Annotated in this window: 18 protein-coding genes and 1 tRNA gene; 13 read left to right on the forward strand and 6 right to left on the reverse strand. The window is 62.0% G+C overall.

All coding sequences use genetic code 11. The features are described 5' to 3' along the window. Window positions 1-72 precede the first annotated feature (72 nt). The 4 genes from ppa (at window position 73) to ACPWR9_RS24550 (ending at window position 4588) form a co-directional block, all read left to right on the forward strand. Window positions 73-600, forward strand: coding sequence for an inorganic diphosphatase (gene ppa / locus ACPWR9_RS24535; protein ID WP_042116944.1), 528 nt, complete (start codon window positions 73-75; stop codon window positions 598-600). Window positions 601-766: 166 nt separating this feature from the next. Further along, a complete protein-coding gene (locus ACPWR9_RS24540; RefSeq protein ID WP_426301515.1) occupies window positions 767-1897 on the forward strand; it encodes a GNAT family N-acetyltransferase in 1131 nt (376 codons plus the stop codon). Between the two features lie 109 nt (window positions 1898-2006). Further along, window positions 2007-4118 (forward strand): NAD(+) synthase, encoded by a 2112-nt coding sequence (locus ACPWR9_RS24545; protein WP_426301517.1) that lies wholly within the window; start codon window positions 2007-2009, stop codon window positions 4116-4118. A gap of 131 nt (window positions 4119-4249) precedes the next feature. Continuing rightward, on the forward strand, window positions 4250-4588 hold the full coding sequence (locus tag ACPWR9_RS24550; RefSeq protein ID WP_058375414.1) for a P-II family nitrogen regulator: 339 nt from the start codon (window positions 4250-4252) through the stop codon (window positions 4586-4588). A 133-nt stretch (window positions 4589-4721) separates the two neighbouring features. Here the strand turns inward: ACPWR9_RS24550 and ACPWR9_RS24555 are convergent, their stop codons facing one another. From ACPWR9_RS24555 to trxB, 3 genes are all read right to left on the reverse strand, one after another. Then, the gene (locus ACPWR9_RS24555; protein WP_426301837.1) at window positions 4722-5345 is read right to left on the reverse strand and encodes a trimeric intracellular cation channel family protein; all 624 of its coding nucleotides are present in this window, start codon (window positions 5343-5345) and stop codon (window positions 4722-4724) included. Window positions 5346-5450: 105 nt separating this feature from the next. Continuing rightward, window positions 5451-6134 (reverse strand): Smr/MutS family protein, encoded by a 684-nt coding sequence (locus ACPWR9_RS24560; RefSeq protein WP_426301519.1) that lies wholly within the window; start codon window positions 6132-6134, stop codon window positions 5451-5453. A gap of 64 nt (window positions 6135-6198) precedes the next feature. Further along, the gene (trxB, locus tag ACPWR9_RS24565; RefSeq protein WP_426301521.1) at window positions 6199-7155 is read right to left on the reverse strand and encodes a thioredoxin-disulfide reductase; all 957 of its coding nucleotides are present in this window, start codon (window positions 7153-7155) and stop codon (window positions 6199-6201) included. 365 nt (window positions 7156-7520) lie between these two features. Between trxB and ACPWR9_RS24570 the strand changes: the two genes are divergently transcribed. The 5 genes from ACPWR9_RS24570 (at window position 7521) to ACPWR9_RS24590 (ending at window position 13790) form a co-directional block, all read left to right on the forward strand. Next, window positions 7521-9854: a DNA translocase FtsK gene (locus tag ACPWR9_RS24570; protein ID WP_426301523.1), complete on the forward strand. Its 2334-nt coding sequence runs from the start codon at window positions 7521-7523 to the stop codon at window positions 9852-9854. A gap of 5 nt (window positions 9855-9859) precedes the next feature. Beyond that, entirely contained in the window at window positions 9860-10510 is a 651-nt protein-coding gene (lolA, locus tag ACPWR9_RS24575; RefSeq protein ID WP_426301525.1) for an outer membrane lipoprotein chaperone LolA, read from the forward strand. A gap of 124 nt (window positions 10511-10634) precedes the next feature. Then, window positions 10635-12059, forward strand: coding sequence for a replication-associated recombination protein A (locus tag ACPWR9_RS24580; RefSeq protein WP_426301527.1), 1425 nt, complete (start codon window positions 10635-10637; stop codon window positions 12057-12059). A 233-nt stretch (window positions 12060-12292) separates the two neighbouring features. Next, window positions 12293-13597 carry a serine--tRNA ligase gene (gene serS, locus ACPWR9_RS24585; RefSeq protein ID WP_426301529.1) on the forward strand — a complete coding sequence of 435 codons (1305 nt, stop codon included), beginning with the start codon at window positions 12293-12295 and terminating at the stop codon, window positions 13595-13597. Window positions 13598-13699: 102 nt separating this feature from the next. After that, window positions 13700-13790: transfer RNA gene (locus ACPWR9_RS24590), tRNA-Ser, on the forward strand. 49 nt (window positions 13791-13839) lie between these two features. On the opposite strand, the gene ACPWR9_RS24595 is transcribed toward ACPWR9_RS24590, so the two are convergent. After that, a complete protein-coding gene (locus tag ACPWR9_RS24595; protein ID WP_426301531.1) occupies window positions 13840-14505 on the reverse strand; it encodes a helix-turn-helix domain-containing protein in 666 nt (221 codons plus the stop codon). Window positions 14506-14634: 129 nt separating this feature from the next. On the opposite strand from ACPWR9_RS24595, the gene ACPWR9_RS24600 reads away from it, so the two are divergent. Both ACPWR9_RS24600 and ACPWR9_RS24605 read left to right on the forward strand, forming a co-directional pair. Further along, a complete protein-coding gene (locus ACPWR9_RS24600) occupies window positions 14635-14988 on the forward strand; it encodes a RidA family protein (protein ID WP_426301533.1) in 354 nt (117 codons plus the stop codon). A 1-nt stretch (window position 14989) separates the two neighbouring features. Next, window positions 14990-16222 carry an NAD(P)/FAD-dependent oxidoreductase gene (locus tag ACPWR9_RS24605; RefSeq protein WP_426301535.1) on the forward strand — a complete coding sequence of 411 codons (1233 nt, stop codon included), beginning with the start codon at window positions 14990-14992 and terminating at the stop codon, window positions 16220-16222. Between the two features lie 116 nt (window positions 16223-16338). On the opposite strand, the gene ACPWR9_RS24610 is transcribed toward ACPWR9_RS24605, so the two are convergent. Further along, complete coding sequence (locus tag ACPWR9_RS24610; protein WP_426301537.1) at window positions 16339-17796, reverse strand: M81 family metallopeptidase; 1458 nt, start codon at window positions 17794-17796, stop codon at window positions 16339-16341. A 145-nt stretch (window positions 17797-17941) separates the two neighbouring features. Beyond that, entirely contained in the window at window positions 17942-18970 is a 1029-nt protein-coding gene (locus tag ACPWR9_RS24615) for an ATP-binding protein (protein ID WP_426301539.1), read from the reverse strand. Window positions 18971-19362: 392 nt separating this feature from the next. Between ACPWR9_RS24615 and ACPWR9_RS24620 the strand changes: the two genes are divergently transcribed. Beyond that, window positions 19363-21669: a TonB-dependent receptor gene (locus tag ACPWR9_RS24620; RefSeq protein WP_426301541.1), complete on the forward strand. Its 2307-nt coding sequence runs from the start codon at window positions 19363-19365 to the stop codon at window positions 21667-21669. Between the two features lie 45 nt (window positions 21670-21714). Continuing rightward, the gene (locus tag ACPWR9_RS24625) at window positions 21715-23349 is read left to right on the forward strand and encodes a serine hydrolase domain-containing protein (RefSeq protein WP_426301543.1); all 1635 of its coding nucleotides are present in this window, start codon (window positions 21715-21717) and stop codon (window positions 23347-23349) included. Window positions 23350-23354: the final 5 nt, after the last annotated feature.

Consider the following 23354-nt stretch of genomic DNA (forward strand, 5'->3'; position numbering starts at 1 on the left):
GGCATCCGGCAGGTCAGCGGAGCGAGCGCGCCGCACGGCGGTATGCCATCTTTCATACACAGGAACGCCATCATGAGCTTCAACCACGTGCCGGCCGGCAAGGACATCCCCAACGATTTCAACGTCATCATCGAGATCCCGGCGCAAAGCGACCCGGTGAAGTACGAAGCTGACAAGGACCTGGGCCTGCTGGTCGTCGACCGCTTCATCGGCACGGGCATGCGTTACCCGGCCAACTACGGTTTCATTCCGCAAACGCTGGCTGGCGACGGCGACCCCGTCGACGCGCTGGTTGTGACGCCGTTCCCGCTGCTGGCTGGCTCGGTCGTGCGCTGCCGTGCGCTGGGCATGCTCAACATGACCGACGAGTCGGGCGTGGACGCCAAGCTGGTGGTCGTGCCGGTCGACAAGATCTGCCCGATGACCGCACACATGAAGTCGATCGACGACGTGCCGGGCTATCTGAAGGACCAGATCAAGCACTTCTTCGAGAACTACAAGGCGCTCGAGAAGGGCAAGTGGGTCAAGATCGAAGGCTGGGAAGGCATCGAAGCCGCCCACAAGGAAATCGTCGAAGGCGTGGCCAACGCCAAGAAGTAAGCGACGTTTTCGCCTGCGGCGTCTTGGTCACGGCCACGACGCCATCGAAACCCGGCAGCTTTGCCGGGTTTTTTGTTGTCTGTCTGAAAGCAACGCCAAGTTCGGCGACAATGGCGGACAGTCCGGCAGCGACATCTCGCCGGCAGCTTCACGAACGAGGTGACGGGTGAGCAGCGACGTAGTGATTCGGGTAGTGCAATCGATTGAAGACGTGCCAGCCGACCAGTGGAACGCGCTCGCCGGTACCAACCCCTTCGTGCAACACGCGTTCTTACACGCGATGCATACCAGCGGCTGCGCCAGCAAAGGCACGGGTTGGCAGCCTGCATATCTGCTCATGCACGCCGCCGACACGCTCATCGGGGCCATGCCGCTCTATGTGAAGTCGCACTCGCGCGGCGAATACGTGTTCGATCATGCGTGGGCCGACGCGTTTGCGCGTCACGGGCTGCGTTATTACCCCAAGCTGCTTTCGGCGGTGCCGTTCTCGCCAGTCACGGGGCCCCGTCTGCTGGCCCGCACCCACGCCGACCGAGTGGCGCTCGCACGGGGTGCCATCGCATTTGCGAAGCAATTGGACGTCTCGTCGATTCACGTGCTGTTCACGCATGAAGACGATCTGGCGGCGCTCACCGAAGCCGGGTACATGCTGCGCGAGGGCGTGCAGTTCCATTGGGAAAACCGGGACTTCGCGACGTTCGACGACTTTCTCGCGCAGATGAATCAAGAGAAGCGCAAGAAGCTGCGGCAAGACCGGCGGCGCGTGAGCGAAGCGGGCGTGACCTATCGCTGGCTGCGCGGTGCCGATATCGATGACGCGGCGCTCGACTTCTTCTATCAATGCTACGAGAACACCTACCGCGAACACTGGAACGCGCCGTATCTGTCGCGTGAATTTTTCGGGCAAGTGCACGCCACGATGCCCGACACGTTGTTGCTGGTAATGGCGATGCGCGACGACGCACCGCTCGCCTGCGCGCTCAACGTGGTGACGGACGACACGATGTTCGGGCGCTACTGGGGCACCACCGATTTCGTCTCTGGCATGCACTTCGAGACCTGTTATGCGCAGGGCATCGAGTATTGCATCGTGCACGGGCTGAAAAGCTTCGAGGGCGGTGCACAGGGCGTGCATAAGATGTCGCGGGGCTTGTTGCCCACGCCCACGTGGTCGGCGCACTGGATTGGCGATGCGCGTTTTGCCGATGCCATAGCCGAGTTTCTCGACGCCGAGACCTCGGCCATGGACGAGCATATCGGGGAGTTGGAGGCTCACACGCCTTTCAAGCGCGCGTAATATACTGGCGATCTGACCGCCCGCCGGTCGCGCCGGGCCTGCCTGCACAGCGTTGCTGGTCAGTCTGCCCTCGCACCGGCCCACGAGCGATGCATGGGTAGCCGCCGACATGACCAACCGATTTCTCAATCTCTATAACCACGATTTCGCGCGCGTCGCCGTAGGGGTGCCGCGTTGCCGCGTCGCCGACCCGGCATTTAACGCGCAGCAGACTATCGCACTCGCACGCGAAGCCGACGCCGAAGGTGCCGTGCTCGTGGCCTTTCCCGAACTGGGGATTCCCGCTTATAGCTGCGAAGACTTGTTCCAGCAGCGCGCGCTGCTCGATGCATGCGACGCCGCGCTCGCCGAGATTGTCGCCGCGAGCCGCGAATTGGGCGCTGCCCTCATCGTCGGCATGCCGGTACGCGTGCAACAACGTTTGTTCAACTGCGCGGTCGTTGTCGCGCGTGGACGCGTTCACGGCGTGGTGCCCAAGACTTACCTCCCGAATTACAGCGAGTTTTACGAAGCGCGTCAGTTCAACGCGGCGGACGATGCCGGTGTCGATACGGTCACGTTGCTGGGTGATGACGTCCCCTTCGGTAACCTGATTTTCGAAGCCGCCGATCAGCCGTTGCTGCGTTTTCACTGCGAGATCTGCGAAGACGTCTGGGTGCCGGTGCCGCCGTCGTCGTTTGCCGCGCTTGCGGGCGCAACGGTGCTCGTCAATCTGTCGGCATCGAATGTGGTCGTCGGCAAGTCGGCGTATCGCCATCAGCTCGTGGGACAGCAATCGGCACGTTGTTTGGCGGCGTATCTGTACACGTCGGCCGGGCAGGGTGAATCGACCACCGATCTCGCATGGGACGGTCAGGCACTGATCTATGAGAACGGTGACATGCTGGCCGAGTCGGCCCGCTTCGCCAGCGACTCGCATCTGATCTACGCGGATGTTGATCTTGAACGCCTCGCACGCGAGCGCATGCACCAGACCACGTTCGGTGTGTCGGTGCGCCGTCATGCGGACGAAGTGGCGCGCTTTCGCACCATCAAGGTCGACGTGACGATGCCGCGCGACGCCGAGCTGCCGCTCGCCCGCAATATCGGACGTTTTCCGTATGTGCCCGCCGACCCGCGTCTGCGCGACGAGCGCTGTCACGAGGTCTACAACATTCAAGTGCAGGCGCTCATGCAGCGTCTCTCGTCGTCGAAGATTCAGAAGGTGGTCATCGGCGTGTCGGGCGGTCTCGACTCGACGCACGCGTTGCTCGTGTGCGCCAAGGTCATGGACCGCCTGGGGCTGCCGCGTACGAATATTCTCGCCTACACGATGCCGGGGTTCGCGACGAGCGAGCGCACGCTGCGTCAGGCGCGTGAACTGATGGAAGCGGTCGGCTGCACGGCACGCGAGATCGATATCCGCCCGAGCTGCATGCAGATGTTGAAAGACCTCGACCATCCGTTTGCGAAGGGAGAGGAAGTCTACGACGTCACGTTCGAGAATGTGCAGGCGGGCGAGCGGACGAATCACCTGTTCCGGCTGGCGAACCATCTCGGCGCGATCGTGATCGGCACGGGCGATTTGAGCGAGTTGGCGCTGGGCTGGTGCACGTACGGCGTGGGCGATCATATGTCGCACTACAACGTGAACGCCAGTGTGCCCAAGACGCTCATCATGCATCTCGTGCGCTGGGTGGCCGAGACCGCGCAACTGGGCAACACGGCGGGGCAGACGGCACCGGCGAAGGGCACGAAGGAAGGCAAGGACGCGGCTGGCCGCCGCAACGTGCTCATCGATATCCTCGAAACCGAAATCAGTCCGGAACTCGTGCCGGGCAAAGCCAATGGCGCGCCGGAACAGCGCACTGAGAACTTCATCGGTCCGTACGAGTTGCAGGATTTCAACCTGTACTACACGCTGCGCTTTGGCTATGCGCCGCGTAAGGTGGCGTTCCTGTCATGGAGCGCGTGGCATGACGCGTCGACCGGACGCTGGCCGGACGAGGGCCATCTCGCGCACCATGCTTACGACATGGTCGCGATCAAGCGCAACCTTCGCATCTTCCTCGACCGGTTCTTCCGCACCAGCCAGTTCAAGCGTTCGTGCGTGCCGAACGCGCCGAAGGTCGGCACAGGCGGCTCGCTTTCGCCGCGTGGCGACTGGCGCGCGCCGAGCGATTCGGAGTCGGTGGTGTGGCTGGCGGATCTGGACACCGTACCGGACGACCCGCACGCCTGACGGGACGGAAACCTGCGGCCGGCGCGTGACGATTTCACGTCTGCGCTGGCTGTCATCGGCATGCCGCTGCCGGACCGGTACAATAGGCCAGCGATTTTCCAGAACATTCCAACCAAGATATCGAGGCGACAATGAAACGCGTGACTGCCATCATCAAACCCTTCAAGCTCGACGAAGTGCGTGAAGCCCTGGCCGAAGTCGGCGTGACCGGCCTGACCGTCACCGAGGTGAAGGGTTTTGGCCGCCAGAAAGGCCACACCGAGCTGTATCGCGGCGCCGAGTACGTGGTCGACTTCCTGCCGAAGATCAAAATTGAAGTGGTCGTGGGCGCGGCACAGGCCGAGCAGGTCATCGACGCTGTGCTGGGTGCGGCGCGCACCGGCAAGATCGGCGACGGCAAGATCTTCGTGACCGACGTGGAGCGCGTGATCCGCATCCGTACGGGCGAAGAAGGCGAGCAGGCGGTGTAAGGTCGGTATTGCCACAGCCTGACTGCGGCAAGATCGAAGCAATACCGAAGCAATATCAAGGCAATATATGACGAAGGGCGACAACTGCGGAGGCAGCGTCGCCCTTTGGCGTTTCTTGGGGCAGGCCAGTCGGCTACTCGGACTTGAGCCGAACGTCGAATGCCACGGTAATCAGCCGCACGAAAATGACTGACAGCGCGCTGATCGATAGCGTGTACAACGGATCGAGATCGGCGTAGGTGAGGGCGATGTAGATCCACCCGCCGATGAACGCACACACGGCGTAAGGGCGTGTGTCGCGCAGTACCAGCGGCACTTCGTTGCAGAGAATGTCGCGCATCACCCCGCCGCCCACACCGGTAATCACGCCCATCATCACCGACATGAACGGCGACATCCCAGTCTGAAGCGCCAACGACGTGCCCGACGCGCTAAAGAACCCCAGCCCGATGGCATCCGTAATGAGCAACACACGCTCGGTGGCGACACGCGAGACGAGCCGCAGCACGCCCGAGGTCGAGAGCGAGAGCACAAGGATGATGATGGTGTACCACTGATGCTGCACCCAGTAGAACGGGCGGTGGTCGAGCAGCACGTCGCGCAACGTGCCGCCGCCGAAGGCAGTGGCAAAGGCGAGCACGAAGGCGCCCACAGGATCGAGGTGTTGTTTGCGGGCTTCAGCGAAACCGGAGATGGCGCACGACATGACGGCGATGGCCTCGGCAACGGCCAGAATCGTATGGAGCTGGTCGCTCATCTCGAGAACCATCGGCGAATCCTTTGAGTGAAACGTCGTGATTAGCGTCGGGGCCGACGTCGAGACGAGAGGACCGCAATGTGCCGGTGATGCGTCTCGCCTGCGTCAGTCGCCTGCGCGCGACGATCTGCCGGGCGAAGGCTGTAGCAATACTACCAGTGCACCGGCGCCGCCGTCGCGTCCTTGTGCCTGCGCCCATGCCAGCACTTCGTTCTTCTGTGCGAGCCAACTGCGCACTTTGTCCTTGAGCACCGGCTCGCGCCCGATCGATCCCAACCCTTTGCCATGAATCACGCGCACGCAGCGCAGGCCGCGCTTGACGGCGTCATGGAGGAAAGCCGAGAGCGCTTCGCGGGCTTCGTCGCGGCGCATGCCGTGCAAATCCACTTGTGCTTGTACCACCCAGTCGCCGCGCTGGAGCTTGAGCACGGTGTCGTGGCTGATGCCGGGGCGGCGGTACGACAGACGGTCGTCCGTATCGAGCAAAGCTTCGGGGTCGAACTCGTCCGAGAGCGATTCGTAGAGCACGGCCGCTTCGTCTTCCTGCGTTTGCCGGGCGACGGGGGCGGGCGGCTGGCGCGGGTGTTCGACGCGCTCGACAGCACGCTTGCTGGTGAGCGGGGCGATGTCGCCGATGCTGTCGCGGAACACGTTGGCGTCGCGCGCGGCTTGGGCGGCGCGCTTGGCCGCTTCGACACGTTCGGCTTCGCGGGCGGCCGTTTCCTTGGCGAGCGTGTCGCGCAGGCCAGCGAGGTCGTTGAGACTAAGCTTGGGGGGCTTTTTGCTCATGGGATGCGGAGATACAGAGATTCAGGTGCCGTCCGGGAGTCCGGACGGCACCGTCGGTCAGCGATTACTGATCGAGGTTCTCGAGGTAGCGCTGGGCGTCGAGAGCGGCCATGCAGCCCGTGCCGGCGCTGGTAATGGCCTGACGATACACGTGATCCTGCACGTCGCCAGCAGCGAACACGCCCGGCACGTTGGTGGCCGTGGCGTTGCCGTTCAGGCCGCTGTGCGTAACGATGTAGCCATTCTTCATCTCGAGCTGACCTTCGAAGATGTCGGTATTCGGCTTGTGGCCGATAGCGATGAACACGCCGTGCAGCGCGATGTCTTCATGCGCGCCCGTCTTGGTGTTCTTGATGCGAATGCCGGTCACGCCCGAGTCGTCGCCCGTCACTTCGTCGAGCACGCTGTCGTACTTGAGTTCAACCGTGCCCTGCTTGGCCTTCTCCAGCAGGCGGTCGATCAGGATCGGCTCGGCGCGGAACTTGTCGCGACGGTGAATCACGGTGACCTTGCTGGCGATGTTCGACAGGTAGAGCGCTTCTTCCACGGCCGTGTTACCGCCGCCGACCACGCACACTTCCTTGCCGCGGTAGAAGAAACCGTCGCAAGTGGCGCAAGCCGAGACGCCGCGGCCCGAGAAGGCTTCTTCGGACGGCAGGCCGAGGTACTGCGCCGAAGCGCCGGTGGCGATGATGAGGGCGTCGGCCGTGTATTCGCCGGAGTCGCCCACGAGGCGCAGCGGGCGCTCGTTCAGGTGCACCGTGTGAATGTGGTCGAAGATGATTTCGGTGTTGAAGTGCTCGGCGTGCGCCTGCATGCGGGCCATCAGTTCCGGGCCTTGCACGCCGGTCGGGTCGCCGGGCCAGTTCTCGACGTCGGTGGTCGTCATCAGTTGACCGCCTTGGGCGATGCCGGTGATCAGCACGGGCTTGAGGTTGGCGCGTGCGGCGTAGACGGCGGCGCTGTAGCCGGCGGGGCCGGAACCGAGAATCAGGACTTTAGCGTGCTTGGCAGCGGACATGGACGAACTCACCGAAAATAGGCTTGGGGGCTGGCGCCGCTTCCCGGTGCCGTGCGCCGCGCTGCACCGGCCACTGGATGGCGGGCGGGAGGGCGGATTGGCACTGGCCGGGAATCGGCGCAAACCGTCATTATAAAGGGCCGACGCCGTTTCGTTGATCGAGCCTTGCAATCGGTCCGATAGCCTTCGGCGCGAGGTGTGGCGGGGTGTGCGGCGGGTGTTCTGCCGACGTTCGGCGGGCGCCCGGCGCGCGTCGGGCGTTACCCCTTGTCACCTTTTCATGCATTAAGCGTTGTAATAGTTGTTTAGAATGGAGGCTTGCCGCGCGGCAGGCCGCCCGTCTGCCCGCCCAACCAACTGGCTTGATGACGACGAAATCTTCCTACTCTGCTGGTGCCGGATCGTCGTTACCCAACCGGGTGACGCATCTTTTCCATGAAATCCGCTGGATGGCGCAAGTCGCGCTGATGGTGTTCCTGTTGATGGCGTTGTTCTCCTACAGCCGTCTGGACCCCAGCTGGACACATGCGGCGCACGTGGAGCGCATCGCCAACTGGGCGGGGCGCGTCGGCGCGTGGGTGGCCGACATGCTGCTGCTCATGCTCGGCTTGTCTGCTTACTGGCTGGTGGTGTTCATCGCCCGCCGTGTCATTTCCGGTTATCGACGCATCGCTACCAAGCGCGAAGCGCCTCCGCTGCGCGAGCGCCTGGCGAGCGGTGGCTGGGTCGAAATCGTCTCCTTTCTGATGGTGCTGCTCGCCAGCGCCGGTATCGAATCCCTCCGTTTGTATCGTCTGAAGGTCCAGCTGCCGCGGGCATCGGGCGGCGTGATCGGTGAAACCGTCGGCGGGTTCTTCCAGCACGCGCTGGGCTTTACCGGCGGCACGCTCGCCCTGTTGCTGATTTTTGCGTTCGGCCTGTCGTTGCTGTTCCACTTCTCGTGGCTGTCGGCGGCGGAAAAGCTCGGCGCGCTGATTCTCGACACCGGCACTGTGATCCGGCGTCGCCGCGAGGCCCGTCAGGACCGTCGCCTTGGCGAGGAAGCCGCTATCGCCCGTGAGGGGGCTGTGGTGCAAAACCGCGTGCGTGCCGACGTGCACGAACCGGTGCAGATCGTGCCGCCCGTGAAGGTGGTGCCCAAGAGTGAGCGCGTGGAGAAGGAAAAGCAGGCGCCGCTCTTCGCCGACCTGCCCGATTCCATCCTGCCGCCGCTGGCGTTGCTCGATGCCGCGCCCGCTGCACAGGAGACCGTTTCCGGCGAGACGCTGGAATTCACGTCGCGCCTGATCGAGAAGAAGCTCAAGGATTTCGGCGTGGAAGTGAATGTGGTGGCCGCCTATCCGGGCCCGGTCATTACACGCTACGAAATCGAACCGGCGACGGGCGTGAAGGGCAGCCAGATCGTGAATCTGGCGAAGGATCTGGCGCGTTCGCTCTCGCTCGTGTCCATCCGCGTGGTGGAAACCATCCCCGGCAAGAATTTCATGGGGCTGGAGTTGCCGAACCCGCGCCGCCAGACCGTTCGCTTGACTGAAATTCTCGGCTCCGAGGTGTACAACGATTCGTCGTCGTTGCTGACGCTGGCGCTCGGCAAGGACATCGGCGGCAAGCCGGTGGTGGCCGATTTGGCCAAGATGCCTCACTTGCTGGTGGCCGGTACGACCGGCTCGGGCAAGTCGGTGGGGATCAACGCGATGATTCTGTCGCTGCTCTACAAGGCCACGGCCGAGCAGGTGCGACTCATCCTGATCGATCCGAAGATGCTCGAAATGAGCATGTACGAAGGCATTCAGCATCTGTTGTGCCCGGTGGTCACCGACATGCGCCAGGCGGGTCATGCGCTGAATTGGGTGGTCTCCGAGATGGAGCGTCGCTACAAGCTGATGAGCAAGCTCGGCGTGCGTAACCTCGCGGGCTACAACAACAAAATTGATGACGCCGCCAAGCGTGAAGAGCACATCCCGAATCCGTTCTCGCTGACGCCGGAAGCACCGGAGCCGTTGCAGCGTCTGCCGTATATCGTCGTGGTGATCGACGAATTGGCTGACCTGATGATGGTGGTCGGCAAGAAGGTCGAAGAGTTGATCGCCCGCATTGCGCAGAAGGCGCGTGCGGCCGGTATCCACCTGATTCTGGCGACGCAACGCCCGTCGGTGGACGTGATTACTGGCCTCATCAAGGCCAACGTGCCGACGCGTGTGGCGTTCCAGGTGTCGTCGAAGATCGACTCGCGCACCATTCTCGATCAGCAGGGCGCAGAGACGCTGCTCGGCATGGGCGACATGCTCTACATGCCGCCGGGCACGGGCCTGCCGTTGCGTGTGCACGGCGCGTTCGTGGCCGACGACGAAGTGCATCGCGTGGTCGAGCGGCTTAGGGAGCAGGGCGAGGCGAATTACGTCGAAGGCCTGCTCGATGGCGCAATCGAAGGTGAAGAAGGCGGCTTAGACGGTGGTGGCGGTGCGGGTGGCGCAGGAACCGGCGAGGGGGGCGGCGAGTCCGATCCCCTATACGATCAGGCGGTGGCGGTGGTGCTCAAGCAACGCCGTGCGTCGATCTCGCTGGTGCAGCGGCATTTGCGCATCGGCTACAACCGGGCGGCGCGCCTGCTCGAACAGATGGAACAGTCCGGCGTGGTGTCGGCAATGGCGAGCAACGGCAACCGGGAAATTCTGGTGCCCAATCGCGAAGGAGAATAAAGAACATGCTGGGATTCAAGCGCGGCTTGCCGCTCATGGCGGGTGTGGTCGGCGTGACGCTGGCGGCGCTGGTCGCTCCGGCGTACGCCAGCGGCACGGCGCAACTCAAGGCATTCGCGGCGCAGGTGAAGTCCGCGCGTGGCGAATTCGAGCAGAAGCAGGTCAAGCAGGGGCAAGACGGCAACGTGAAGGTGTCGAACGTGTCGTCGGGCACGTTCGAGTTTTCCCGCCCGGGCCGCTTCATCTGGCGCTACGTCAAACCGTACGATCAACTGCTGCAAGCCGACGGTGAAAACCTCTTCATCTACGACAAAGATCTGAATCAGGTCACCGAGCGCAAGCTTGGCGCGTCGTTGGGGGCGAGTCCGGCGGCGATTCTGTTCGGCAGCAACGATATCGAGAAGAATTTCACGCTCAAGGATGCTGGCGTGAAGAACGGCATCGATTGGGTCGAACTCACGCCGAAGGCACAGGACACGCAGTTCCAGCGCGTGGGCATCGGCTTTCGTGACGGCAACCTCGCCGCCATGGAGCTCTACGACGCGTTCGGCAACGTGACGCTGCTCACGTTTGCCAATATGCAGAAGAACCCGCCGATGTCGCCGGACAACTTCAAGTTCACCGTGCCCAAGGGTGCGGACGTCATCAAGGGCTAACGCCTGTGCAACCTAAACGATCGGCTATCTAGAGCGATCGGCCCCGATGTCGGTGGACTGGCATAATGGGGCATCCGAAATCTGATCTGCGGCCGGGTATTCCCCGGCCGCATTGCTTCTTACCATGCCTGACGCACCTCTTTCTGCCTCGGTGCCCCTTGCCGAGCGCTTGCGCCCCCATACCATTGACGACGTGATTGGCCAGCGCCATTTGCTCGGCAAGGGGAAGCCTTTGCGCGTGGCGTTCGAAGCAGGGCGTCCGCATTCGATGATTCTGTGGGGCCCGCCCGGCGTGGGAAAAACCACGCTCGCGCGCCTCATGGCCGATGCCTTCAAGGCGTATTTCATCTCGCTCTCGGCGGTGCTTTCCGGCGTGAAAGATATCCGCGACGCGGTGGAGGCGGCCCAGATTCAGCGTGGCCAAGGTCGACAGACCGTCGTATTCGTCGACGAAGTGCACCGCTTCAACAAGGCGCAGCAGGATGCTTTCCTGCCGCACGTCGAGTCGGGCCTCTTCATTTTCGTGGGCGCCACGACGGAGAACCCGTCGTTCGAAGTGAACGGCGCATTGCTCTCGCGCGCCGCCGTGTATGTGCTCAAGAGTCTGAACGACGACGAACTGGGCGAGATGGTCACGCGTGCGGCGCATGAGCTTGGCGGCATTACGTTTACCGATGAAGCACGGCAAGGGTTGATCGATTCGGCCGATGGCGATGGGCGCAAGCTGCTCAACAACGTGGAAATCGTGGCGCAGGCGGCGACGTCGCAGAGCCTCGATACGATCGACGATGCCTTGCTGGCGAGCGTCTTGGCCGAGAACCTGCGCCGTTTCGACAAGGGCGGCGACGCGTTCTACGACCAGATCAGCGCCTTGCATAAGTCGGTGCGCGGTAGCTCGCCGGACGGTGCGCTGTACTGGTTCTGCCGCATGTTGGATGGTGGTGCCGACCCGCGCTACATGGCACGTCGCATTGTGCGCATGGCATGGGAAGACATTGGGCTGGCCGATCCACGGGCGGCGCGGATCGCCCTCGACGCGGCCGAAACGTATGAACGTCTCGGCACGCCGGAAGGGGAACTGGCGTTGGCGCAGGCGGTGCTTTATCTAGCGGCTGCGCCTAAGTCGAACGCAGGTTACAACGCCTACAACCAGGCGCGAGCCTTCGTCAGCAAGGACAAGTCACGCGCCGTGCCGGTGCATTTGCGTAATGCGCCGACCAAGTTGATGAAGGAATTGGGCTACGGCCACGAGTACCGTTACGCGCACGATGAGCCGGATGCTTACGCCGCAGGCGAGACATATTTCCCCGACGACTTGCGAACCCAGCAGTGGTATCGGCCGGTGCCGCGCGGGCTGGAAGGCAAGATCGGCGAAAAGCTGAACTGGCTCAAGTCGTTGGATGCGGAGTGGCGACGCGCGAATGCCAAGGGCCGGAAAGCGGGGGCGGCGGGCAGCGATGCTGCAACGCCATCTAAGGCGTCTGGCGGCACGGCTTCCGCGCCATCTTCCGAAAAATCACCGCCGCCCGACACCAGCGACGACGAATAAGAAAAGGGTGATCTGGCGCTCGCCAAGCGTTGTATTGTGGCGGCTCAAGATGGGCAAAACAGCGACGGCGGGGCCAATGGCGTCATGCAAGACGCACCAAAAGACGAAATCGCGTTGCGCGTTTGGTAAAATCACCCGCTTGATGCTGCATTGGGCGCGATCGACGCGCCGTTTGCGGCCAGAACGAATTTTATGACTCACTGAAGTGAGTCGCTAACGACAGACTTCCCACCATGCTCGACATTCAACTTCTTCGCAAGGATCTCGACGGCGTTGCGGCGCGGCTCAAGGCACGCGGCTACACGCTGGACGTGGCGACGTTCGCCGCGCTCGAGGCAGAGCGCAAGCAGATTCAGACGCAAACCGAGGAGCTGCAAGCCCGCCGCAATGCGCTCTCGAAGCAAGTCGGCATGAAGAAGGGCAAGGGCGAAGATGCTTCGGCAGAAATCGCCGAAGTCGGCGGTATTGCCGACACGCTTAAGGCATCGTCGGTGCGTTTGGAAGAAATCCAGACGCGCCTGTCGGATGTGCTGCTCGGCGTGCCGAACCTGCCGCACGAGAGCGTGCCGGTGGGCAACGACGAAACGCAGAACGTGGAAGTGCGCCGCTGGGGCACGCCGCGCGAGTTCGATTTCACGCCTCGCGATCACGTGGATCTGGGCGCCAAGCTGGGCCTCGACTTCGATGCCGCAGCGAAATTGGCCGGCGCGCGTTTTTCGGTGATGAAGGGCGGCATTGCTCGCCTGCATCGTGCGCTGGCGCAGTTCATGATCGACACGCATACGAGCGAGCATGGCTATACGGAAACGTATGTGCCGTACATCGTGAATGCGGCGTCGATGCGTGGCACGGGCCAACTGCCGAAGTTCGAAGACGACTTGTTCAAGGTGCCGCGCAAGGTGGGCGGTGACGAGGGCGAGCGCATCGAGAACTTCTATCTGATCCCGACGGCGGAAGTGTCGCTGACGAATCTGGTACGTGACGAGTTGCTGGCGAACGATGCGTTGCCGATGCACATGGTGGCGCATACGCCGTGCTTCCGTTCGGAAGCGGGCAGCTATGGCAAGGACACGCGTGGCATGATTCGCCAGCATCAGTTCGACAAGGTCGAGTTGGTGCACGTGGTGCGTCCGGAGGAGTCGTACGACACGCTGGAGATGCTGGTCGGTCACGCCGAAGCGATTTTGAAGAAGCTTGAGCTGCCGTTCCGCACGATCGTGTTGTGCACGGGCGATATGGGTTTCGGCGCGGCGAAGACGTACGACATGGAAGTGTGGATTCCGGCGCAGAACACGTACCGCGAGATTTCGTCGTGTTCGAACATGGAGAACTTCCAGGCACGTCGCATGCAGGCGCGTTTCCGCAATGCGCAGGGCAAGCCGGAACTGGTGCACACGTTGAACGGTTCGGGTTTGGCGGTCGGTCGCGCGTTGGTGGCGGTGCTGGAGAACTATCAGAACGCCGATGGTTCGATCACGGTGCCCGATGTGCTGCGTCCGTACATGGGCGGCATTGAGCGCCTTGAGCCCGCCGCGTAAAAAAATCAAAAAAAGGACTTGGCAGCTGAAGAAATTCGGCTATAATCTCTTTCTCGCTGCTTGAGGCCACTCAGGCAGCGACTCAAAGCAGAAAGTGTGCTTGGAGAGGTGGCAGAGTGGTCGAATGCGCCAGACTCGAAATCTGGTGTACGGTTATACCGTACCGTGGGTTCGAATCCCACCCTCTCCGCCAAGCAAACAAATCAGCCCTTGATCATTCAAGGGCTTTTTTGTTTTGTGCGTCACAAATGTCCTTGGGCCCGCAACATCGGCGTTGGAACGTTCACGTCCACGCAGCACACGACGGCATCGACGCCGCCGTCGTGCTCGCTCAGATAGACGTGCCCCACGCCACTGTCGAAGTACAAGCTATCTCCCGGCGCCAGCCGGAATTTGTTGCCATCTTCAAACTGCAACAACAAGCTGCCCGATAAAACGAAAACAAACTCTTCGCCTTCGTGGCGAATGTAATCGGGAAAATCTTCCAATTTGCGCGCGCGAATGTGGGCACGCATCGGCACCATGCGCTTATTCGCGAGGTCGGACGCGATCATGCCGTAGCGATAGTTGGGTGTCTCATAGATCGCTTGCTTTCCCGCCTCGGTAAAGCATGGGCTGATCCCTTCTGCGGGATCGGCGTTGCCCTGCCCGAAGAGACTGGCGTAATCCAAACCAAGGGCCGAGGCCAGCGCGCCGAACTTGTCATAGGTCAGCGCAATGTCACCTCGCTCTGCCTTCGAGATCGTCGACACAGCGACACCTGAACGCTCGCTCAGCGCCTTGAGCGTCAGCCCGTTCGCTTTGCGTGCGTCGCGCAGTCGTGCGCCCACGGTTTCATGACTGACTTGGCTGTCGTTGCGTTTCTGTTTGCCAGCCGAAGCCGATTTCTTTCGTGTCGTTGACGTCATTCGCTTAGTATTTTCTCGTATACGAGAATGAAAATTCTCATATATGATAACTGAAATAGCCGCGGGCCCTTGGTGTCTGCGTCGACGGTCGCATCGTCATTCCATCGTCCTTCTTTTCCGAGTCCAGCAATGAAGAAAGAAATCACGCGTTTGCAAACCAATGCCCGTATGAGTCAGGTGGTCATCGCTGGGGGCGTCGTTTATCTGGCGGGCCAAGTGCCGATGACGCAACACGCCACGATTACCGAGCAGACGATCGAAGTTCTGAAGCAAATCGATGCGTTGCTCGAATCGGCGGGCGTGGACAAAACGCATCTCCTCACAGCGAACATTTGGCTTTCCGACGCGCGATATTTCGAGGAATTCAACCGTATTTGGGATGTTTGGATTCCGGAAGGCAACGCCCCGACGCGCGCATGCGTGCAGTCGCCGTTGATGCGAGCGGGTTTCGACGTAGAAATTGCCGTCACGGCGTTGGCCTAATATGAAATTCGATGTTCTCGTACTTGGCGGCGGGATCGTCGGCACCTCGACGGCGATCCATCTCCAGCGCCGTGGTATAACGACTGCGCTTATCGACCGTGAAGCACCCGGCCGGGAAACGTCATATGGCAACGCGGGCTTGATACAGCGTGAAGGGGTGTATCCCTATGCATTTCCTCGAGACATCGGCACGCTGCTTCACTACGCGCGCAATCGATCGACGGACGTGCGCTATCACCCATCGGCACTACCGAGCATCGCCCCGTTCCTCGCGCGCTACTGGCATCACTCCGCGCCGGATCGGCACGCCCGCATCGCCCGCCAGTACAGCACGCTGATCGAACATTGCTTAACCGAGCACAAAGCACTCATCGCTCTCTCGGGCGCAGACGAACTGCTGCGCGAAGGTGGCTGGCTCAAGGTCTTCCATCACAGTGCAGCGCTCGACGCTGCGCATCTCGAAGCCGAGCGTTGGCACCGTGAGTACGACGTGCCCTTCGAGCGGCTCGATGCCACACAGCTTCAGCGCGACGAGCCATCGCTGTCGACAACGCTCGCCGGTGCCATTCGATACACCGCGTCGAATTCGATACGCGATCCGGGCGAGTTGGTGACCCGCTACGCAAACTACTTCAGGTCGCTAGGCGGGCGCATCATTCGCGGCGATGCGACTACGCTGAGCCCGCATTGGCGCGTACAGACTGCCGAGGGGGAGATCGAAGGCCGACAGGCCGTCGTCGCCATGGGCCCTTGGTCCGACACGATCACGCGTGCGCTGGGCTACCAACTGCCGCTAGCGGTCAAGCGCGGCTATCACCGGCATTTCAAGCCCGAGCCGGGCGCAAGTCTGAATCAACCGGTACTGGATGCCGAAAGCGGCTTTTTGATCGCACCGATGCAGCAAGGTATTCGTCTGACCACGGGCGTCGAACTGGCCTGGCGCGATGCACCACGCACACCGGTGCAGCTAGCAGCCGTCGAGCCAATGGCGAGACAGTTGTTCCCATTGGGCACGCCCATCGAATCGACGCCATGGATGGGCAGCCGTCCCTGCACGCCCGACATGCTGCCGATCATCGGCCCGGCGCCGAACCATCGCGACCTCTGGTTCGCATTCGGTCACGCCCATCACGGTCTGACGCTCGGTCCTGTGACAGGACGTTTAATCGCCGAGATGGTGACTGGCGAGCCGACGTTAGTCGACCTCACGCCATTCCGTGCCGATCGTTTCTAACGCAGCGGCGCGCCACGAAAAAAAGCCCTTCGATAAGAAGGGCAAAATTTGCCGAGGTTTTGGCGATTCCCGGCAAATGATCGGATCGACCGTCGGTGGCACCAGCGCGCCTCGAATTACGCGAACGGGTTTTCGACGCGCGGCCAGTAATTGAGATTGCGGCGGTAGTAGGGGATTGCTGCGAAGTCCGGTGTCAGCGCTCCGGGTGCCGCGACGTGGACGATCGCCTTCGCCCGAGGGGCAAACTCCGCTTGAAAGTGCTGCGTCGATTTCACGATCACGAGCCGCTTGGCGTCCATGGCGATACCGATGCCGGTGAAAGCGTCCACGCCGATGACTTGCGTTCGAACGGAGACAAGCACGATGTCCAATCCGTTAGGCCCTTCGATCCAGACCGAGCGGCCCAACGGAATCGACATTCCGTGGATGCTCTGCGAATGCGCATCATGCACCGCCCGGACGGTGACACGCAGATCGATCGGGTCGCCCGAAGTGACACCGCATTTGCCGCCGATGCGAAGGTCGAGCGTGGCGCCGACGCCCGCATCCGCGCAGATTTGAATCGCCCCCAGATCCCAGATGCAACCCAGCGCAACATTGGGGATACCTCGCTCGACGATTCGCCGAAGCACGAAAGTGCTGTCCCCCGGGGCACCGCCGCCGGGGTTATCCGCAACATCCGCCACGACGACCGGACCATCCCCCACCGCCAACGCGGTATCGAGCCCGTGATCCAGATCGAGCCATTTGGGCTGAACCTCGTGCCGCATTGCCCAGAACTCACTACCGAGTTGATCCGCCACCGCCCTGGCAAGCTCGGTGTCGCGGTCTGCAACCACCCAAAGCTTCGCGCCTGCCTCGGGCACATCGCCCCAGGGGAAGCCGTGACCGAGCGACACGGAGAGAATGCCGTCGCGCCCCTCGAAGGACTTCATGCGCCGCACGAAGCCCGCCATCGGTTCCGACGTGGTATGCCATGCGCCCACCATGCGGCACTCGTGCACGGCCGTGACTGGCGTGACTTTGCCATTGGCAGCTTGCGTGACTAGCTTGTAGGCTTCGCGCAAACGATCGATTGCATCCGTATGCGGATACTCTTTGTAAGCGATGAGAATGTCGGCCGAGCGCTGCATCTGCGCGGTGAAATGACAATGCGGATCGAGTGTCGCGGCAATGGGCACGTTGGGGCCGACGACTTCACGAATGCGTGCGAGCAGGTCACCTTCGCAATCGTCGTAATGCTGCGCCACCATCGCGCCGTGAAGCATGAGCACCACGGCGTTGAGCGGCAGTGCGGCGCGCACACCGGCGACGATCTCGTCGCGCAACGTCTCATAGACCGCTTGAATCACCGGGCCCGATGGCTGTGCTTCTGCGCTCAGCCCTTCGGCGAGCTCGTGGCCATCAGCGTGAACGAGCCGCCGGAGTTCCGCCATCAGATAGCCCACGCTCTCAGGAGCGCGCAGGCTTGCGTCGCCGCGGAAAATGCCAAATTCCTGAAAGCCGCCCCAACCCGTGGGGCACGGCGCAAAGGTGTTGGTTTCTGTCGATAGCTGTGCCGCGAAGATCTTCATGACGAGTCCAGAGGTGTGAAGAAAACCGTGACACACACTCTATGGGGACCGCATTGCCTGATTGTGAGCAATGTGTATCGACATTGACACAGAGCCCGCTAGCGCTCTTCGAACGGCGTCGTCACTGCCGAAGCACCTATCGCACCTATCGCCGCGGCAGCACGACACGTGCGATCAGGCCGCCTTCTTTACCGTTGAGCAGTGTCAACGACCCGGCGTGCCGCTTCACCACATCGTGCGCGATGGCTAGCCCGAGCCCGGTACCGCCGGTGTCGCGACTACGCGATTGTTCGAGGCGAAAGAACGGCTCCAGCACTCGCTCAAGATCGCGCTCCGGAATGCCCGGGCCGCGATCGACGACGTCGATTTTAACGGCGTCGCTGCCATCGATCAGTTCAATGCGTGCCTCGCCGCCGTACCGAATGGCATTTGCCACCAGATTGCTCAAACAACGTTTCAACGCCAGCGGCTGCGCGAGCAGCGGTGCGATGGCACCCTGCACGGAGACTTTCTGACCACGTTCCAAAGCGTCTTCCGCAATGGCATCCACGAGCGCATCGATGTCGATGGGGCTGAGTTCTTCAGTGACGGCCTCATTGCGTAAAAACGAGAGCGTTGCGTCGAGCAATTGCGTCATCTCATCGATATCCGAGACCATTCGGTCACTGAATTCCGAGGCTTCGAGCGTCCGCACCCGAAGGCGCATGCGCGTGAGCGGTGTGCGCAAATCATGCGAGACAGCGGCGAGAAAGCGATTGCGATCGTTCACCTGACGGCGGATGGCCGCCTGCATCGAGTTGAAAACACGCGCCGCTTGCCGCGCTTCGATGGGCCCCGCTTCGGGAATGGGGGGCGCGTCCATATTGCGGGACAACTCCGCCGCCCCCGCGGCCAGCGACTTGAACGGCACCGATAGCATTCGCGCGCCGACCCAGGAAGACACGAGCAGCGGAACGAGCTGCACGGCAGTGGCAATTCCCCATTGCAGCCCGGCCGACATGCCGGGCGGCGGCTTGAAGGCGGCCGACGAGTACAGCGTGTACATCAGTATTCCGGTGCCAGCCTGCGTGAGCGCCACCATGACGAGCATGACAAACAGCAGCCGATAAAACGCGGAGTCGAACGATGGCTTTTGCATGATGGTGACCGACGTCGTAGAAGAGAACTCGAACATGGGGCCATTATCCCGCGCCCATGTAGCGCCTTCGTCAACAGATTGTTTCAAGACAGACACATCCGCGCGCACATCCACACACACATACGCCGCGCGCCAACTCCGCAGGGATGAGCCGCCGCGTTCACGAGGCTATGTTTCACGCGCGATACAAAGTCCACATGAACCAGAAATGTCGCGCAAATAACGTCTATCCCGGAATTAGGGCGAACCGGCCCTAAGACTCGAATGAGCGTGGACACACAACGCTTGACGACCCATACCGCGAAGGCATTCGTGATGACCGACGTGCGGAAATCCCGGAGGAGACGACAGTGGCAATCAGACAGCATCGCAGGCATACCGCAGTCACTTGGCATCGATTCAGATTATGTCCGCGCGGCGGAACCTGGTTGGTCGGCTCGCTGCTGGGGCTGGCGTCAGCCTATGGACATGCGCAAACCGTAACACCACCGGGGGCAGCGTCTGCGGTGAGTGCCGACGCCGAGAGTGCCAACCCAACGCCTCAGACAAACGCAAACCCGGGCGGAACCGCTGGAAGCGCAGAAGCCGCAGCAAGCGCAGAAACAAAGACCGCAGCGTCGGCGAAAGACGGCGCAACGCTCAATACCGTGGTGGTGACGGCCACGCGTCGTCGCGAGCCTGCGCGCGAAGTGCCGATGCAGATCAACGTCATTTCCGCCGATGACTTGCAGAAGAGCGGCGCGAAAACGATGTCCGATTTTCTCGCGGCCGAGCCGGGCGTCGATCTCAACACCCAAGGCGGCAGCGGTGCCGGACAGATCAGCATGCGCGGCGTGACGACCGGCGAGCAGACCGGCCCCACCGTCGGTGTCTACGTCGACGATGTCGCCTTCGGCGGCAGCACGGTCTTCTCGCAAGGCGCCTCGTTCGCGCTGGACATGAGTCTGTTGGATCTGAATCACATCGAAGTGCTGCGCGGGCCGCAGGGCACGCTCTACGGCGCGGGGGCGATGGGCGGGCTGTTGAAGTACGTCACGAACGAGCCGGATACCAATGAATTCTCCGGCCAGGCGAGCCTCGGCATGTCGTCGACCAAACACGGCGGCATTGGCAATAGCGCGAATGCGGTGCTCAATATCCCGATCAAGAGCGACGTAGCGGCGGTGCGCGTCTCCGCGTTCAGCCAACACGATGCCGGGTACGTCGACGCCGTCGGACCGCAGGCAGGCAACCGAATCGACAGAGGCGATACGTACGGTGCGCGCGCGTCGTTGCTCCTGACGCCAACGAGTCAATTCACCGTGCGGCTGAGTGCGATCACGCAGAACATCAATCGCAACGCCCCCAACTACGTTGCTTACGACAGCAGTGGCAAACCTGTCGATGGCGATCTGACAACGCGGGTGTATGCCCCGGAGCCGTTCCATCAAAACGTTCAGCTCTACTCGCTTGGCGTGGAGTACGACTTCGGCTGGGCGCGCTTGAACTCGATCACGTCGTATCAATCGGTCAAGACAGACCAGCCTCAGGATCTGTCGGTGGTCTACGTGCCGGCGCTCGCGGCCCAAGGGCTCAATTTGAACTCGGTCGTCGCGGCAAATTTTGCGAAGACGAACAAGGTGACGCAAGAGTTTCGTCTGACATCGGCGGCGAACCAACGCCTCGAATGGTTAGGCGGGCTCTTCTTTACCCGTGAACGAAGCGAGTCGGATCAGGGCATTCTCGCCGGATTCCCCGACGGGACGTCGGCCACGCTCTCCGGACTGGTGGCGCCGAGCACCTATACCGAATACGCCGCATATGGCGACGTGACCTACCACCTGACGCCGCGTTTGGCGCTCACGGGCGGTATCCGAATCGCCCACAACCAGCAGAACTACGACCAAACCACATCGGGGGTTCTGGGCGGACCGCCCCAATCGACTTCCTCACCGTCGTCCGACACCAGCAAGACCTACATGCTGACGGCCAGCTATCGATTGACCGAGAACAGCAACGTGTACGTTCGCGCGGCTAGCGGCTATCGCCCCGGCGGGCCGAACGCGCAGCTCATCAGCCCGATCACGGGGCTTCCCGGCAATGGCAATCCAACGTTTCAGCCCGATACGCTTTGGACATACGAGGCAGGCTACAAGGCCGACTTGTTCGACAAACGCCTTTCGTTCTCAGCCACCGTCTACGACATTGAGTGGAAAAACATCCAGCAGCTCGGCGCCATCGATGGTGTGAATCAGGTGCTCAACGCGGGTGACGCACGCGTGAAGGGGTTCGAGTTGGCGAGTAGCTTCCGCCCCGATCGGCATTGGACGTTTGGCTTGGGCTTTTCCTACATCGACGCAAGGCTGACGCAGGGAAACACCGCCACTGGGACACAAACGGGCGACCCGTTGCCGAATTCCGCCAAGTTCGCGGCCACGCTGACCGGGACATACCACTTCTCGATCGGCTCGTATGCCTCGTACGTGGGGATTGCGCAGCGATTCGTCGGCAGTCGCCACTCCGGGTTTAGCGGCAGCAGCGGTCGACCCGACTACCCGCTTCCGGGTTATGCCGTGACCGACCTTCAAGCGGGGATCGACTTCGGCCGCGCCAGCCTGAACTTCTACGTGCGCAACGTGTTTGACCGCCGCGCGCTGCTTGCCGCAGGGACTGCGCTTATGCCGCTCGGCGGACCGGCACTCGTCAGTGTGGAACAGCCGCGCACCATCGGCGCTGTGCTCACCGTGCCGTTCTGATTCGCCCGACCGAATGACTGAATGACCGAATACCGGAGACTCTCAATGACTTTGCAGCACCAAGACGTGCACGATCGGCTTGACGCCCATCTTGCGAAATTCAATCGAAGCGATTCCCCAGGGCTTGTGGTCGGCGTCGCCCGCGCAGGACGTGCGCTTTACCGGAAGGGGTTCGGCATGACGAGCCTCGAACACGGCGTTGCCAACAGTCCGGCCACCCGCATGCGGATCGGCTCGACCAGCAAGCATTTCACCTGCCTTGCCGTGCTGCTCCTTGCCGAGGACGGCAAGCTGGATATCGATGCGGGCGTTCGCACTTACCTTCCCGAATTGCCGGAATTGAAGGGCGTGCCGACGCTGCGTCAGTTGATGACGCATACCGGTGGCTATCGCTGCTATCTCGACTTGTCGGTGATTACACAAGGGGTTTCCACCATCGGACCGGGCGTGCCGTTGGCGATCGAGTTGCGCCAACAGGATGTCAACTTTGCACCGGGCGAGCGCATGATCTATTGCAACGGGGGATATCACCTCTTGTCGCAAGTCATTGCGCGCGTGAGCGGCATGCCGTTCGAGAAATTCCTTGCGCAGCGAATTTTCCGCGTGATGGGCATGCACGACACGGAGTCCGTCAGCGACGACTTGCGAATCCGGCCGCGCATGGCCACGCAGCACGTGCCGGACGGCGCAGGCGGATATTTGCGCGGATTGTTTCCGAGCGTCGATGTTCTGGGTGAGGGCGGTATCGTCTCCACGATTGACGACATGCTGACGTGGACCGCCCACCTTCGTCACCCGACCAAGCTCGGCAGCCCCGACACGTGGAGGGAGATGCTGACGATGCCGCGATACTCCAGCGGGGAAGTTGGCGTCTATGCGCTGGGGTTGATGCGCACCCGCTACCGTAACGTCGACACCATTCATCATGCAGGCGGTGTTTTCGGCGGATGCAGTCAGATGTTGACGGTGCCGGCGCACGACTTGGACATCGTGCTGATGAGCAACGGTGCTGCGGTCAATCCCGTAGCGTTGGCGACCGAGATCGTCGACATCGTCCTGGGCGACGAAGTCCTCGGCGCGCCGCGGCAAGCTCCGGCTGAGACGTCGGACAACCCCGGCCTGCGTGGGAAATATCTTTCCGTCGAACCGCTTCAGTGGGTGGAAATCGCGGAGCGTGACGGTGCGTGGTACGCAACGACTCACAATCAATCGCACCATCCGGAGCCGCTCATCGCCGACGAATTTGGCTATCGGATCGACGACGGCGCGGGTGCGCAGACACGCGTCGTGCCGCATGCACGCACACCGGCGGGCGACGTTTCGGCGATCGATGTCTTCGAGAGCGGGCATGCCGTCACCTTGCGTCGACACGACATCGTGCTGCCGACCGAGGCGTTAAAAATGGACGAAATATGCGGTCGATACTTCAGTCACGATGCCGACGCACACGCCGTCGTGTCGATCGAGGATGAGGGGCTGACGCTCGCCATTCGTGGGGCTACGGGAAGTGCGCGCTATCGCCTGAGTGCCTTGACCCGCGATGTCTGGACCTTCGCGCCTGCCGACGCCTCGGCACTGGCGACGGGCACGGTGCGGGTGGAACGCAGCGAGAACAAGGCCACGCGCTTTTCGCTTTCCACATCCCGCACGCGGGGGCTAGCGTTCGCTCGAATCGAGTGATGTGG

Origin of the sequence: Pandoraea pneumonica (assembly GCF_049918595.1) — a bacterium.
Classification (GTDB): domain Bacteria; phylum Pseudomonadota; class Gammaproteobacteria; order Burkholderiales; family Burkholderiaceae; genus Pandoraea; species Pandoraea pneumonica_A.

Excerpts from the sequence above, each read along its gene's own strand:
- lolA (WP_426301525.1), top strand. The coding sequence starts at position 9,860 with ATGCTGGGATTCAAGCGCGGCTTGCCGCTCATGGCGGGTGTGGTCGGC.
- ACPWR9_RS24600 (WP_426301533.1), top strand. The coding sequence starts at position 14,635 with ATGAAGAAAGAAATCACGCGTTTGCAAACCAATGCCCGTATGAGTCAG.
- ACPWR9_RS24580 (WP_426301527.1), top strand. The coding sequence starts at position 10,635 with ATGCCTGACGCACCTCTTTCTGCCTCGGTGCCCCTTGCCGAGCGCTTG.
- ACPWR9_RS24625 (WP_426301543.1), top strand. The coding sequence starts at position 21,715 with ATGACTTTGCAGCACCAAGACGTGCACGATCGGCTTGACGCCCATCTT.
- ACPWR9_RS24550 (WP_058375414.1), top strand. The coding sequence starts at position 4,250 with ATGAAACGCGTGACTGCCATCATCAAACCCTTCAAGCTCGACGAAGTG.
- ACPWR9_RS24610 (WP_426301537.1), bottom strand. The coding sequence starts at position 17,796 with ATGAAGATCTTCGCGGCACAGCTATCGACAGAAACCAACACCTTTGCG.
- ACPWR9_RS24605 (WP_426301535.1), top strand. The coding sequence starts at position 14,990 with ATGAAATTCGATGTTCTCGTACTTGGCGGCGGGATCGTCGGCACCTCG.
- ACPWR9_RS24570 (WP_426301523.1), top strand. The coding sequence starts at position 7,521 with ATGACGACGAAATCTTCCTACTCTGCTGGTGCCGGATCGTCGTTACCC.
- ACPWR9_RS24615 (WP_426301539.1), bottom strand. The coding sequence starts at position 18,970 with ATGTTCGAGTTCTCTTCTACGACGTCGGTCACCATCATGCAAAAGCCA.
- ACPWR9_RS24545 (WP_426301517.1), top strand. The coding sequence starts at position 2,007 with ATGACCAACCGATTTCTCAATCTCTATAACCACGATTTCGCGCGCGTC.
- ACPWR9_RS24560 (WP_426301519.1), bottom strand. The coding sequence starts at position 6,134 with ATGAGCAAAAAGCCCCCCAAGCTTAGTCTCAACGACCTCGCTGGCCTG.
- ACPWR9_RS24555 (WP_426301837.1), bottom strand. The coding sequence starts at position 5,345 with ATGAGCGACCAGCTCCATACGATTCTGGCCGTTGCCGAGGCCATCGCC.
- trxB (WP_426301521.1), bottom strand. The coding sequence starts at position 7,155 with ATGTCCGCTGCCAAGCACGCTAAAGTCCTGATTCTCGGTTCCGGCCCC.
- ppa (WP_042116944.1), top strand. The coding sequence starts at position 73 with ATGAGCTTCAACCACGTGCCGGCCGGCAAGGACATCCCCAACGATTTC.
- serS (WP_426301529.1), top strand. The coding sequence starts at position 12,293 with ATGCTCGACATTCAACTTCTTCGCAAGGATCTCGACGGCGTTGCGGCG.
- ACPWR9_RS24595 (WP_426301531.1), bottom strand. The coding sequence starts at position 14,505 with ATGACGTCAACGACACGAAAGAAATCGGCTTCGGCTGGCAAACAGAAA.